The following is a 13,896-nucleotide window of genomic DNA, read 5'->3' as shown; positions in this document are numbered from 1 at the left end:
ATTTTCCTCAAAATTATAATTAATACAATATATTATATAATAGTTTAAGGTATAAATATTATATTATAATGTTTTATAAGCTTACAATTTTGGAGGGGAGATGATGATAAAAATTTATGTTTCAAGATTTAATAGTGAAACCGATACAGAACCACATTTAGAGTGTTATGAGATAGAGCAAACACCTAATATGAAAGTTCTTGATGCACTACAAGCTATTAATGAAAAATACGAGGCAGACATTAGTTTTCAGAGTTCCTGTAGAGCAGGCCAATGTGGATCCTGCGGGATCCTATTTAACGGAAACGGTGCTTTAGCTTGTCAAAAAGAAATAAAAAACGGCGCTATTATTGAACCTCTTAATTTTCCAGTCGTTAAAGATTTAATTGTGGATAAATCTAGCATTGAGGCAAAAGTTAAAGAGTTGGAACTATCTCTTCAATGCAATCACACATCTGATGAACTTGACACCAGCATAAGTAAAGAAGATTCAAAAGAAACTAAAAAAGTTAGAAGTTGTATTGAATGCTATTCATGCTATTCTACCTGTCCGGTTGTCAATATTGCAACAGCCGAATTTGGCGGACCTTACCTAATGAGATACATCAGAAAGTTTGAAACCGATTCAAGAGATAACTATGACAGGCTTAAAGAAGCCATTGATGAAGGATTATATAACTGTACTAGCTGTGGCAAATGTTTAGCAGTTTGTCCTAAAAATATCAATACCTTTGGTGACGCCATTGAAAAAATGAGAGCTATTGCTGTTGCAAATGGTTCAGGACCGCTTCCAGAGCATGTTGGATTTAAAGAAAATATTTTAGAAACCGGAAGATCAATTAAAACAGATAACCCTTCATTTATTGAAGAAGTTGAAAATTATACCGGTTCAAAGATAGCGTTCTTTACAGGATGTATGGTTGATTACAAATTCTCTGAAACCGGCCATAAATTAGTTAAAATATTGAAAGAAAATGGCATTGACATTGATGTTCCTGAAGGACAAGTATGTTGTGGTTCACCACTCCTAAGGACAGGTCAGACAGACATTGTTCAAAACCTCGTTGATATAAATAAAGAAGTTTTCAAAGACTATGATACAATAATTACCATTTGTTCCGGTTGCGGAGCCACTTTAAAAAATAATCATCCAGAATTTGGTTCTAAATTAAATGTTATGGACATTAGCGAATTTCTGGTAGATAAAATTGACACATCTAAGTTAAAACCAGTAGATATGAAAGTCACTTATCATGACCCATGTCACTTAGGAAGAGGTCAGGGAATTAAAGACCAACCAAGGGAAATTATTGAAATGATTCCGAGTGTTGAATTTGAAGAAATGCTTTATCCCTGCCAATGTTGTGGTGCTGGAGGAGGAATAAAATCTGGTAGGCCTGAAATAGCAATGGATTTATCAAAATCAAAAGCGAAAATGATTAAAGATACTGGTGCTGATGCAGTTATAACTATTTGCCCGTTTTGTAAGTTAAACCTAAGAGATGGTTTAGATGCCATGGATTGTGGAAATATTGAATCATTGCACATACTTGAATTATTAGATAAAGCATATGAATAGTTAAAATAGGAGTTGATTGAAATAGGAGATGCTGCTGTAAGTGAAGAAAAAGTAGTTGAAACAACGACAATGTCTTCTAGTGAAAACAAGGAAAAAAATGAACCTGAGAAAAAATCAACTTCGAAGAAAAAATCCAAGTCAACTGAACAATCCCGAGGTACTGCAAGAGTTAAACTCATAAGAGACCCGGAAAAAAAGGAAATAAACCTCTTTAAAGACAACATTTACATTGTTTTTGTGGAATGTGAAACTCCTGGAAATATTGGTTTTCTTGCAAGAACCATGGCAAACTTTGGATTGAAGAATTTGGTTTTAATTAATCCTCCAACATTAACAAACGAAGCATATTATCAGGCGACACATGGAAAATACATTGTAGAAAATGCAAAAATTTATCCAAGTTTAGATAGTTTTTACCAATCACAGAGAATCGATTTTAAAGTCGCTTCAACCGGAATGGCGGGAGGAAGTTATAATCTATCAAGAATTCCAATTAAACCCGAAGAACTTGGCAAATCAATGAATGTTTCAAATAAGATAGCAATATTATTTGGAAGAGAAGGAAATGGACTTACAAATGAAGAAATTGAAAACTGTGACATTTGTGTTTCCATTCCAACCGATCCCACTTATCCAATAATGAATATATCACATGCGGCTGCAATCATATTTTATGAATTGTTTAAAAATAAGCATGAATTTGGTGTAGAAGGACTGAAGGAAAGTAGTTCTTTAGAAAAAGAATATCTGCAAAAGAATATGAATGAGTTAATAGATTCCTTAAATATTCCCGAACATAAAAAAAGAAATGGTAAAAAGACTTTTAATAATATAATATCACGTGCATTTATTACTGGACGTGAAACACATACTCTGAATGGGATTTTAAGACGATTGAAAAATAAACTTGGTGAACAATGAGGCTGCCTAGATTTGTAGATATCAGTAGATTTGCCCTTAAATATATATTCAATTGGAGATTTTGGATAGCTGAAATTACTAAAAAATCAAATATATATAGAAACATCATTGACAAAACTCTTTTTGAAGATGATGAAATCATTGTTATACCCAATACTATAAACGTAAATCAGAAAATAGAATCAGAAGGTTCTGAATTTTTACCTACTGAAGTTATTAAAGATGTGATTAGACGTTGCAGAGACATTGTTATTATGAACACCTGTCTTTGCAGAACTTCAAACGGATGTAGCGATTATCCTCAAGACATAGGTTGCATATTCTTAGATCCAACAGCAAATAAAATTCCAAGCCATATTGGTAGAAAGGCAACAGTAAAAGAAGCTTTAACTCAAGTTGATGAAGCAGATGCTGCTGGTTTGAGCCATATTATTGGAAGAAATAAAATTGACACTATTTGGATGAATATTAAACCTACAAAAGGATTATTGACAATATGTCATTGTTGTCCATGTTGTTGTTTATGGAAAGTATATCCTAATTTAGATGATTCAATAAGTGATAAATTAGAGAAACTTGAGGGCGTTGAAGTAAAACTTCATGAAGATAAATGCAAAATGTGTAAAAAGTGTCTCGATGAAGTTTGCATGTTTCAGGCAATAAGTTTAAAAGATAATAACATCTCTATTGATTATGATATCTGCAGAGGTTGCGGCCTTTGTGTTAATGTGTGTAAATTTGATGCTATAACAATCAACTACACTGATGAAACTATTGACAGAGTAGTTAATAGAATTGATAATTTACTTGAAATAAAAGAATGAAAACATAACTGGTGTGAAAATATGGCAATTTTAAGTGATAAAACTATAAAAAAATATTTGAAAGAAGGCAAAATAGAAATTGAACCACTTTTAGATGAAAAACAAATACAACCATCCTCTGTTGACATGAGATTAGGAGAGGAGTTTAAAGTATTTAAAGTAATTAGAAAACCTTATATTGATCCGAAAGATGAAGAAGATATCGATTCCTATATGGAATCAACAACCGTTAGAAAAGGGGAAGCATTTATAATTCACCCAAACGAATTTGCCTTAGCTACCACTTTAGAGTATGTTAAAGTGCCTGATGACCTTGTTGCAAGAGTAGAAGGTCGTTCAAGCATGGGCAGACTAGGTGTTACAATGCATGTGACTGCAGGTTTTATTGACCCTGGTTTTGAAGGCAACATCACTTTAGAGATATCTAACATCGGCGCAATGCCTGTTGCTTTATACCCCAGTCAAAGAGTATGTCAAATTGTTTTTGAAACAATGACAACGCCTTCTGAATTGCCTTATGGACATCCAGATAGAAATAGTAAATACATGGGTCAAACCCGCCCGGAGAGTAGTAGAGTTAAGCTAGATTATGAATTAAAAAAAGAATAGGAGTTAAATTTTATGAATCATGATAAGATGTCAAACATCAGTGCAAAAAGAGGATTTTTATGGCCTTCTTTTGAGATATACTCTGGAGTATCCGGTTTTACAGATTATGGTCCTCTTGGAGCGAGCCTTAAAAATAATATCATGCAGAAATGGAGAAAACAATACGTTTCAGGTGAAGGATTTTACGAAATCGAAGGCCCTACAGTAATGCCAAAAGAAGTTTTAAAAGCATCAGGACATGTTGATAACTTTACAGACCCAATGTGTAAATGTGAAAGTTGTGGAGAAGTTTACAGAGCAGACCACATTATTGAAGATGCCATTGGAGAAGATGTGGAAAGTTTAGAAAATGAAGAACTTGACCGAATTGTTATTGACAACAACATTACCTGTCCAGATTGTGAAGGAAAATTATCCAAAATTTGGAATTACAATTTAATGTTTAAAACTGAAATTGGTGCAAAAGGAGATAAAGTAGGATACATGAGACCTGAAACTGCACAAGGAATCTTTATTTTATTTAAACGTTTAGAAAGATTTTTCAGAGGAAAATTGCCATTTGGAGCCGTTCAGCTTGGAAAAGCATACAGAAATGAAATTTCACCAAGACAGGGAGTAATTAGGCTTAGAGAATTCACACAAGCAGAAGCGGAAATCTTTTTAAATCCTAAAAATAAAACACATCCTAAATTTTCACAAATTGAAAATGTAGTTTTGCGCTTAAACTCACAAGAAGTTCAGGAAAACAACTTAGAACCTTTGGAAATTACTGCTCGTGAAGCATTAGATAAAGGAATTGTAGCTAATGAAATGTTGATTTATCAATTATATTTAGCCCGTAAATTTTTAACTGAAATTGGTATTCCTGAAGATGTTTTAAGATTCAGACAACATTTAAAGGGAGAAATGGCCCACTATGCACTAGATTGCTGGGACGTTGAAGTTTTTACTGATAAATATGGATGGGTTGAAATAATCGGAATAGCTGATAGAGGAGATTATGATTTATCTTCACACTCTAAATACAGTAATGATGAATTAAATGTATTTATTGAATATGACGAACCTAAAAAAGTTCAAAAAACAATTGTTAAACCTAATTTATCTAAATTCGGACCAATATTTAAAGGAAATTCTCCAAAAATAAAACAAGCAATTGAAGATACGGATGTAGAGGATATTAAAGCTGCAATTGAAAATGAAGGGAAATTTACTGTAGAATTAGATAAAACTTATGAAGTAAGCGAAGATTTGCTCATTTTCGAAGATGTTGAAGAAGAAATAACTGGTGAAAAAATCATTCCCCACGTTATTGAACCCTCATTTGGTATTGATCGTATTACTTATTCTGTTTTATTGCATTCATTTACTGAAACAGAAGGAAAAGATTACTTTAAATTTAATAAATCAATTGCCCCTATCCAACTGGGTATTTACCCACTTCTCAATAAAGAAGGCCTGCGTAAAATAGCTCAGGAGTTAACTGAAACTTTAAGGATGGCCGGTTTTACTGTGGAATATGATGTGAGTGGAACTATTGGTAAAAGATATGCTAGAGCCGATGAAATTGGAATCCCTCTTGCAATTACAGTTGATTTTGATACCTTAGAAGACAATCAAGTGACTGTAAGAGACAGAGACAGTGAAGCTCAAGAAAGAATTCCGATTGATGAGTTAAACGATTACTTAGAAAAATATTATAAATGAGTTTTAACTCATTTATTTTCAATTTTAAAATTTTCATATAGATTATTTGCCCAGTTTATTGAATCGATATTTTTAGAGGTCAATAATCTATTTTGATCAAAAGAACCATCTTCTTTAAAAAGACCTAAAATCATTGATTCGTTTGTAATGATTAACAAGAATGTCTTTTCACTACTGAAAAAAGATAATTTTTCAATTTCTGATTTTTCATCAAAGACTTCAAAAAGACCCAGTGGAGCCATTACTTCGACTTTTTTGTTATTCTTCACCAAATCATTAAGTTTATCGTTGAAATTTTCATGGAAAAATGGCAAAATACATTTAACCTCTTCCGCATCATCCAATGATTTTTCAATGAAGTTATAAATTTTATATGCATCCACACCACCCGATTCAATAAGGCAGACATTGTTAAGCAAATATAACTCAGCAATTGAGTGAATAGGAATCATGCAAACCAGATGTTTATCCAAAATATTAAAGAACTCATTTAACAAAGTAATCAAATTACCTAACTTTAATACTTGCCTTACTTTCAGTTTAGTGGAATTGGATAAAAAATACTTATTGTGCTCTCTGTACACATGTCCTTTTAGCTCTAAATTATGCAAATTACTGGATATCGAACTATAACTTAAGGAAGTGATACTGTTTATGTCTTTCATATTTAAAGGACACTCAAATAATGTTGCCAATATTTTTAATCTAATTATTGAATTTGCAAGGTATTTTACTTCTTCTGAAATCGAATCATAGCTTTTTAAATAGTTTTCATTATTTTCCAAATTAATCACCAACAAGTATTACTTATATCATTATTTTTTATTACTAAAAAAATATAAAATCTCCTGAAGTGAGAAAATGTGAAAAAGTGAATTTGCAAACTGAATAAATATCAGATTGGTGCAGTTATGTCCATGATATTTAACAATCTTTCAAAAAAAAAATACAATAAGATAGTCAAATACCAATGTTGTATATTTTTAGTAATCCATACATCGTTTTTAAATGCGACACTTGGAAAGTAAAATTAATAAACATTATGGTTAAAATATTATATAAAAAGTTTATATTTAAAAATCATAATGCCATAAGTGAATAAAATGATTGATACACATATTCATGCAGATGCTAGAAGTGGAGAAGATTTTAGAGATATGTATCTATCTGGAATAGACAAAGCAATAACATGCAGTTATTATCCTTACAAAATAGAACATGAACTTATTTTATTAAATCATCTAAACAGAATTCTGGAATTAGATACAAAAAGAGCATCTGAACATGGGATTGATTTAAAAGTCGCATTAGGAATTCACCCAACAAATACAAATTTAAATCCTGAAATCATCTTTGAAAACTTATATAAATGGATAGAAAATAAGGATATCGTAGCTATCGGTGAAATCGGTCTTGAAGACTTAACAGATTCAGAAATTGATATTTTTAAAAAGCAGTTAGATATTGCAGATGAAACAAACACCAAAGTGATTATACATACACCAAGAAAAAACAAAGAAGAAGTTTTAAAAGTAATTTTAAATATTGTTCCAGAGCATTTAGATGAAAAAAATGCAGTTATTGACCATGTTAATCAAAAGATTATTGATGATGTTTATGATAACGATTATATGATCGGTTTGACAGTACAGCCTCAAAAAATGGATAAGGAAGAAGCAATATCAATTTTAGATGAATATGGATTTGATAATTTCTTATTAAATAGTGATATGAGCAATAAACCTTCAGATCCGCTTTCAGTACCAAAAACTGTTCGTGAATTAAAAAGGTTAGGTTATAAGGACAGTGAAGTTGAAAAAGTGGCATTCAAAAATGCTCAAAAATATTTTAAGATTTAAGTGAACATTATAAAAAAAATACCTATTCCAATTGCAGGACTTATGCTTGCATTATTTTCACTCGGAAATCTCCTACAGGACATACATCCATATATAAGGCATTTATTTGGATTTTTTGGAGCTATTATATTAGTTTCAATTATTTTGAAAGTTGTTTTATGCCTTGAGGATGTTAAACAAGACTTTAAAAATCCTGTAATTGTAAGCAGTTCTGGAACTTTTTCGATGAGCGTGATGCTTATATCTACATACATTATAAATTTTGTGCCAAGTATTGCATATGCTATCTGGATAATTGGAATTGTATTACATTTAATGCTAATGATTTACTTTACCTATCATTTTATCATATGTAATTTTGATATTTCCACAGTCTATCCAAGCTACTGGATAGTGTTTATTGGAATTACAATGGCCGCCGTCACATCACCTGCCCACAATGCACAACCACACGGATTTATATTTTTCCTAATCGGATTTATATCAATGATATTAACATCTCCCCTTGTAATTTATAGATACTTCATCCATGATGAAATTCCCCCTATGAACAAACCTTTGATATGTATTTTCACGGCATTAATGAGCATATTGATTGTGGGATATTTAAATTCGACAACCAATATTAATACCCCTTTCTTGCTGATTTTATATGGCCTATCCTGTATATTCTACATATTTGCACTTTATAAATTAATAGAATACAGGAATTTGGATTTCTATCCAAGTTTTGCAGCATTTACATTTCCATTTGTCATAAGTGCTCTTGCAACAAAAGGAGTTATAAAAGTGGTTGGTTCAACTACTCCTTTAAATTGTATTTTAACAGCGGAAATTATAATAGCCATAATGATAGTGGCTTATGTCTCAAATAGATATATTGGTTTTTTAAAAAATAGTTAAGTAGAAGTTAATCTACTTAATTTTTATTAATTACTTTTACTTTTTTAGGAGAAATAATAATTAAATTCTTATCATCTGTACGTGAAAGCAATAATGCCTGAGCACCGTATCTAGATCTCATCTGTTTGATTTTATCACCAGCCAATCTAAAATTAGGCGTACTTTCCTTTTCCAAGAAAGACAAATCCAAAATAACAGGATTTTGTTCTTCAATTACCTGATCAACAACATAATTGATATCATCAATTGTTTTCGGCCTAATTAAAACAATTTCATAAAAAGATTGTTCTGGAGTAATTACAAAATCATCATAAATTGGAGTTGGTTTTGGTTGAGGACGAGGATTATGGGCTTGGGCAGGTCTAGGAGCTTGCCTATAATGTTGTTGTGGATTTTGCCTATACTGTTGTTGAGCATTATTTTGCTGCATGTTCTGGTTTTCTTTAGGTTTTAAAGCATCACGAATTGAATCGAAAATACTGGAACCTTGTTTTTGATTGTTACTATCTGTTTCTTCAAAGCCTAAGCTTCTTTTTAAGTCATCTTTGAAACTCATTTAAATTACTCCTTTAGATATTCAACTATTGCATCTAATAATTTGGAAGCGCCATTATTATAAACATCCTCTGCAGGTAAGTTATATTTGGATTCAAAATATTCAGGACACATATCTAAATCAGCATTTTTAAGATTGATTGAAAGACCAACGACCTTGGTAGGTTCAACTGCCTCAATAGCTTTAATTTCTTCTTCAATTCCTTTAGGTTCTCTGTAGGGATGATTAGGCCTGTGTCCAACAATCACTGCATCAGGAGCAGCCCCTATTAGAATTGCCGCTGATAAACCTCTTGGATGAGGATTTCCGTTTTCAGTTAAACTTGATTGGCCTTCAATGAAAATAATATCCGGTTGTTTTCTATCTTCAACATATTTAATAGCGGATAAAACTGCTGATGGTACATCCATAGCAGATAAGCTTCCTACTCTAAAATTAAAATCAGTGGGTTCCTCCAAACCCATTTCATCAGTAGATATAATTGCTGGATTTAATCCTCTTTCCCTACTTGCTAAACCAAGCATTTTAGTAGTTGTTCTTTTTCCACATTCCTGCGAGGTTCCTCCAACAAAGATTACTGGTGCTTTAGGAGTATAAGATATTTTAGGTAAAACTTCACATGACTTTCTAGGGGCAACACCGGCTATTTTTTTAACAACATCTAATCTTGGACTAATTTCTTTTAAAACAACATTTTTAGCATCAGCAAATTTCTTTAAAGATAGATTTTCCTCAATGGATAATGATCTAAATGAAGTGACTACATTCAATTCTGCGTCAATTGCCTGAACGGCATATTTTAATGCAATGCCTTCAGCACCAATAGGCAACATGATAACTAAGGACTTGGCATTGGGTGCCTCTTTTAAACATTCTTCTAAACTACCAGAGACAATTTGACCGCAAAACTGTTTTCCTTGTTTTTTAACATCATCATCAATGAAACCTACTGTTTCTACGCCTTCAAGGTTAGAGAATTTTTCTCCTCCACCTCCACAACCAACAACAACAAATGGATTTAAATCTTGAATTTCTTTAACTGATTTTACTGAATACAATAATGTCACCCCTATTCTAATAATTTATAACTTATAACTAATAATTAACCATATCAATATTAAATTTTTCAAAAAAATAATTTTTAAAAAAATGTTATTAGTATTAATGTATAGTATTTCACATTAATAAAGTATAATGTTTTTTTGCAAAAAAGTTCATTTATGGGAAATAATCAAAAAAATATTTTAATAAAAAAAATAGCTTTTTTAAATATAATGTTTTTTAATCAACTATAATGCAATAAAATAAATTTATTTACAATTTCAATATTATTTCGTTCAATTGAGTTAAAACAGTTAATTTCAAAATTAGGATTATGCAAAAACCAATATATATTTTTATTAATAAGACTACAAATATAATCATAATGACTAATGAAACCCCCAATAATGATACAAGAAAACCTTATGTTATACTAATTGGAAGTGCATCGGGAATTGGAAAGTCCACCATTGCGGCTGAATTGGCAAAAACATTGAATATCAAACATTTAATCGAAAGTGATTTTATAAGAGCGGTGGTAAGGGGCATTATTGGTAAAGAGTATGCTCCAGCACTACATAGCTCATCTTACGATGCCTATAAAAACATTAGAAATAAAAGCAGATACACAAGTTATGACGAATTGGTTTCAGCAGGATTCGACGATCATGCTTCCTATGTCATTCCTGCACTTGAAAAGATTATTCAAAGAGCAATTACTGATTATGATGATATTGTTATTGAAGGAGTTCATCTAGTCCCAGGATTAATAAATATAGAACAATTTAAAGATTACGCTAACATCTACTTTTTTGTATTAAGCTCTGATGAGGAATCGCATAAAGAAAGATTTGTAAAAAGAGCTATTCAGATACACCGAGGTGGAAAACAATTGGATTTCTTTAAAGAAAATAGAATTATTCACAATCACTTACTGCTACAAGCAAAAGCAAATAATGTTCATATAATCAATGCAGAATCAATTGATAAAACTTTAGAAAAAATATTATCAATAATCAACAAATCATGTGCAACAATCAACCTAATCAATACAGTTGAGGAATTAGAAGACGTCATAAATATAATAATCAATGAAAATAGTGGAAGCCTCGAAAAAATTACATATAACATTAAAGGATTTAAAGAACCATTAAGTCGCAACATTCATGTTAATGATAGGACTGCCGCTGAAAGGTTTATTAAAAATATTAATGAAGATGAAAGTAAAAAAGAATATTTGACTGAATTATATAAGCTATCTGAATATAGGAAAACAACAATTTGCGCTTCAAATCAGAAAAAACTCGATGAAATTATAAAAGAATTGAATGAAAAAGGATATGTTTTAAATGGATGATCAAACAATTAATGAAATGGTTATTAAATGTCCCGTGTGCTCCATTGAAGGTGTTGCAAAATCAATAATGAAAGAAATAGAAATACCCCATTTTGGAAAAGTCATGGAAACAACAATAAAGTGCCCTTCATGTGGATTTAAACACTCTGACATTATAGCTTTGGAACAAAATGACCCTGCAAAATATATTCTTGAAATAAATAAGAATAATTTATCAATTAGAGTAGTTAGATCACAATCTGCTACTGTAATTATTCCTGAAATTGGCATTAAAGTTGAACCCGGTCCAAAGTCCGAAGGTTATGTAACTAATGTTGAAGGAGTGCTTACTCGCTTTGAAAGTGCGGTTAAAAAAGCTTTGAATCTATTTGAAGATGATGAATCTCAAAAAAACGGATTGGATGTTTTGAATCATATTAAAGAGCTTAAAGATGGAAATGAAAATGCTACTTTAATAATGCTTGACCCATTTGGACAAAGCAATATTGTAAGTGACAATGTTGAGATTTTAGAAATTCCTGAAGATGAATTGCGTGAATTAAAAACAGGTTTCAGCTACATTGAAGATACTTGATTGAAATTAAAAACAAAACAGCACATATTTTTTATGGTATCCTGAAAAAATGAAAAAATCAATATGGGCAAATATTGTTCTGTGATTAAATATATTTTGTCAAAGTCATATTGCCACTTTCAAAAACTTGGAGGATTTCATTAAACAAAAAACTGTTTTCGGATATGGAGGCATTTTTATAATTTAACGCCAATAAACCGCCTATCGTGAAATAAATTAAGTACGATATCAATCAAAAATCACTAAAGTTTAAAAGAGCCAAAATTATTTATAGCATCACCTAAATAAACGATTAATGTTTAAACTAATTTATTTTTTAAATTAACTTTAAGTGATTAATATGGTAAATCTTGATAAAAATTTATGGAGTAGTAATCTGTTTAGCTTTTGCTATTCCATCATGGATGTTAGGAAATGCATTCCCCATCATAGGTGGGCCTATCATAGCGATTATTCTTGGAATGATTATATCCCTATTATGGAATGATAAAGGAGAAATTTCCACAGGAATCAATTTTACTTCCAAATATATTCTCCAGACAGCTATTGTCTTTTTAGGTTTCGGATTAAATTTAAATGTTATTGTAGCTACTGGGTTACAGTCACTTCCAATTATTATTGGAACCATCCTAATAGCTTTAATTGTAACAATCATTATGAAAAGATTAATGAATATGGATTATAATACTGCAGTATTAGTTGGTGTGGGATCATCTATTTGTGGAGGTTCAGCTATTGCAGCAGCTGCTCCTGTTATTGGCGCAGATGATGAGGAAGTTGCTCAGTCAATTTCTATAATATTCTTTTTTAATGTTCTAGCTGCGATAATATTTCCAATGCTGGGAAAAATGTTAGGTTTTTCAACAACAAACGGAGAAGCATTTGGCATATTTTCTGGAACAGCGATTAATGATACCTCTTCCGTTACGGCAGCCGCAGCTACATGGGATAACATGTGGGGTCTTGGAACCCAAACTTTAGACAAAGCAGTTACTGTGAAATTAACCAGAACATTAGCAATCATTCCAATAACATTAATTCTCTCATTATTACAAGCTAGAAATACGAAAAATGAAGGAGAATCATTTAGTTTAAGAAATGCATTTCCCATGTTTATTGCATATTTCATCATTGCATCAATTATAACAACTATTGCGATAAGTTTTGGTGCAGATGCAAATCTGTTCATGCCGCTTAAAGAATTAAGTAAATTCTTTATTGTAATGGCAATGTTAGCTATCGGATTAAACAGCGATATTATAAAACTTGTTAAAACTGGCGGAAAACCATTAATTCTTGGTGCAACCTGTTGGATAGCCATTACTGCTGTAAGTCTATTCTCCCAACATCTTATGGGACTTTGGTAAAATAAGTAAAAAAATATAAAATAATGTAATTAAGAAAATATCTCAAATTACATCTTTTCAGTTGATGAAAGAATTATTCTTCATCTTCTTCTTCATCATTATCTAATGAAAAACTAGCAAATGTGTCTTCTTCAACAACATCTTTTAATTTTAATGTTTTTTGCACATCCATAGCTAATGCATTACAATCTGCTTTAATAGCTTCTAAATGTAACAAAATTCTTTCTTTTTCTTGGTTAATTCTTTCAATGTTTGTGTATGGGTAAGTGGACTCTTTAAGCATTTCATACTCAACTGTAGTGTATGGGTAATCATTTAATTGTTTACATACATTTTTTAGAACTTCACCTAAGAATTTATTCATTTCAACTTTTACTCTTTCTCTAATCATTTTGTCGTCGTCTAAATTTTCTTTCATTAAACGTACAACTTCTGCTTTAGCGAAAGGTAATTTTTCATCATCTTCTTCAATGAATTCTTCAGAATTTTCTTCAATTTTTTCTTCTTCAGACATCATTACACCTCTTTTGAGTTTTTAAAATATTGAGTCGATCATCAATTTTTAATTAAAAATTACTCTTACATCAATATCTAATCAA

At 31.0% G+C, this 13,896-nt stretch carries 14 protein-coding genes; 10 read left to right on the top strand and 4 right to left on the bottom strand.

Features of this window, described 5'->3' with window-relative positions:
* The first annotated feature begins 103 nt into the window (after window positions 1–103).
* Genes tfrB through glyS form a run of 5 tightly spaced genes read left to right on the top strand, consistent with a single transcriptional unit; the run spans window position 104 to window position 5,640 of the window.
* The gene (tfrB, locus tag Q9969_RS10030) at window positions 104–1,579 is read left to right on the top strand and encodes a fumarate reductase (CoM/CoB) subunit TfrB (protein ID WP_305557385.1); all 1,476 of its coding nucleotides are present in this window, start codon (window positions 104–106) and stop codon (window positions 1,577–1,579) included.
* A 12-nt stretch (window positions 1,580–1,591) separates the two neighbouring features.
* On the top strand, window positions 1,592–2,500 hold the full coding sequence (locus Q9969_RS10025; protein ID WP_305557382.1) for a TrmJ/YjtD family RNA methyltransferase: 909 nt from the start codon (window positions 1,592–1,594) through the stop codon (window positions 2,498–2,500).
* Window positions 2,497–3,324, top strand: a complete 828-nt coding sequence (locus tag Q9969_RS10020; protein ID WP_305557379.1) for a 4Fe-4S binding protein — start codon at window positions 2,497–2,499, stop codon at window positions 3,322–3,324. Before Q9969_RS10025 ends, Q9969_RS10020 begins: the two co-directional genes overlap by 4 nt.
* A gap of 21 nt (window positions 3,325–3,345) precedes the next feature.
* Window positions 3,346–3,933 (top strand): dCTP deaminase, encoded by a 588-nt coding sequence (gene dcd, locus Q9969_RS10015; RefSeq protein WP_305512622.1) that lies wholly within the window; start codon window positions 3,346–3,348, stop codon window positions 3,931–3,933.
* 12 nt (window positions 3,934–3,945) lie between these two features.
* Complete coding sequence (glyS, locus tag Q9969_RS10010) at window positions 3,946–5,640, top strand: glycine--tRNA ligase (protein ID WP_305512624.1); 1,695 nt, start codon at window positions 3,946–3,948, stop codon at window positions 5,638–5,640.
* Window positions 5,641–5,648: 8 nt separating this feature from the next.
* Here glyS and Q9969_RS10005 read toward each other — a convergent pair whose 3' ends face one another.
* On the bottom strand, window positions 5,649–6,434 hold the full coding sequence (locus Q9969_RS10005; protein WP_305512625.1) for a transcriptional regulator FilR1 domain-containing protein: 786 nt from the start codon (window positions 6,432–6,434) through the stop codon (window positions 5,649–5,651).
* Window positions 6,435–6,743: 309 nt separating this feature from the next.
* On the opposite strand from Q9969_RS10005, the gene Q9969_RS10000 reads away from it, so the two are divergent.
* On the top strand, window positions 6,744–7,499 hold the full coding sequence (locus tag Q9969_RS10000) for a TatD family hydrolase (RefSeq protein ID WP_305512627.1): 756 nt from the start codon (window positions 6,744–6,746) through the stop codon (window positions 7,497–7,499).
* Window positions 7,500–8,402 carry a TDT family transporter gene (locus Q9969_RS09995; protein WP_305512629.1) on the top strand — a complete coding sequence of 301 codons (903 nt, stop codon included), beginning with the start codon at window positions 7,500–7,502 and terminating at the stop codon, window positions 8,400–8,402.
* A gap of 16 nt (window positions 8,403–8,418) precedes the next feature.
* Here Q9969_RS09995 and sepF read toward each other — a convergent pair whose 3' ends face one another.
* Both sepF and Q9969_RS09985 read right to left on the bottom strand, forming a co-directional pair.
* On the bottom strand, window positions 8,419–8,958 hold the full coding sequence (gene sepF / locus Q9969_RS09990) for a cell division protein SepF (protein ID WP_305557377.1): 540 nt from the start codon (window positions 8,956–8,958) through the stop codon (window positions 8,419–8,421).
* A gap of 5 nt (window positions 8,959–8,963) precedes the next feature.
* The gene (locus Q9969_RS09985) at window positions 8,964–10,016 is read right to left on the bottom strand and encodes a DUF1611 domain-containing protein (RefSeq protein WP_305557375.1); all 1,053 of its coding nucleotides are present in this window, start codon (window positions 10,014–10,016) and stop codon (window positions 8,964–8,966) included.
* Window positions 10,017–10,384: 368 nt separating this feature from the next.
* Between Q9969_RS09985 and Q9969_RS09980 the strand changes: the two genes are divergently transcribed.
* The 3 genes from Q9969_RS09980 (at window position 10,385) to Q9969_RS09970 (ending at window position 13,297) form a co-directional block, all read left to right on the top strand.
* Window positions 10,385–11,356, top strand: a complete 972-nt coding sequence (locus Q9969_RS09980) for a 3H domain-containing protein (protein ID WP_305512633.1) — start codon at window positions 10,385–10,387, stop codon at window positions 11,354–11,356.
* A complete protein-coding gene (locus Q9969_RS09975) occupies window positions 11,349–11,930 on the top strand; it encodes a ZPR1 zinc finger domain-containing protein (protein WP_305557372.1) in 582 nt (193 codons plus the stop codon). The genes Q9969_RS09980 and Q9969_RS09975 overlap by 8 nt, the downstream gene beginning before the upstream one ends.
* Window positions 11,931–12,280: 350 nt before the next feature.
* On the top strand, window positions 12,281–13,297 hold the full coding sequence (locus tag Q9969_RS09970) for a putative sulfate exporter family transporter (RefSeq protein ID WP_305557369.1): 1,017 nt from the start codon (window positions 12,281–12,283) through the stop codon (window positions 13,295–13,297).
* Between the two features lie 73 nt (window positions 13,298–13,370).
* On the opposite strand, the gene Q9969_RS09965 is transcribed toward Q9969_RS09970, so the two are convergent.
* On the bottom strand, window positions 13,371–13,811 hold the full coding sequence (locus Q9969_RS09965) for a hypothetical protein (protein WP_305512724.1): 441 nt from the start codon (window positions 13,809–13,811) through the stop codon (window positions 13,371–13,373).
* Between the last annotated feature and the right edge of the window lie 85 nt (window positions 13,812–13,896).

Source organism: Methanobrevibacter sp. V74 (assembly GCF_963082495.1).
Lineage (GTDB): Archaea > Methanobacteriota > Methanobacteria > Methanobacteriales > Methanobacteriaceae > Methanocatella.
Note: the sequence above shows the minus strand (reverse complement) of the source record. Positions and strands in the feature narration are given on the sequence as shown.

Coding starts and splice junctions, on each gene's coding strand:
- tfrB (WP_305557385.1), top strand. CDS start 104: ATGATAAAAATTTATGTTTCAAGATTTAATAGTGAAACCGATACAGAA.
- Q9969_RS10020 (WP_305557379.1), top strand. CDS start 2,497: ATGAGGCTGCCTAGATTTGTAGATATCAGTAGATTTGCCCTTAAATAT.
- dcd (WP_305512622.1), top strand. CDS start 3,346: ATGGCAATTTTAAGTGATAAAACTATAAAAAAATATTTGAAAGAAGGC.
- glyS (WP_305512624.1), top strand. CDS start 3,946: ATGAATCATGATAAGATGTCAAACATCAGTGCAAAAAGAGGATTTTTA.
- Q9969_RS10000 (WP_305512627.1), top strand. CDS start 6,744: ATGATTGATACACATATTCATGCAGATGCTAGAAGTGGAGAAGATTTT.
- sepF (WP_305557377.1), bottom strand. CDS start 8,958: ATGAGTTTCAAAGATGACTTAAAAAGAAGCTTAGGCTTTGAAGAAACA.
- Q9969_RS09980 (WP_305512633.1), top strand. CDS start 10,385: ATGACTAATGAAACCCCCAATAATGATACAAGAAAACCTTATGTTATA.
- Q9969_RS09975 (WP_305557372.1), top strand. CDS start 11,349: ATGGATGATCAAACAATTAATGAAATGGTTATTAAATGTCCCGTGTGC.
- Q9969_RS09965 (WP_305512724.1), bottom strand. CDS start 13,811: ATGTCTGAAGAAGAAAAAATTGAAGAAAATTCTGAAGAATTCATTGAA.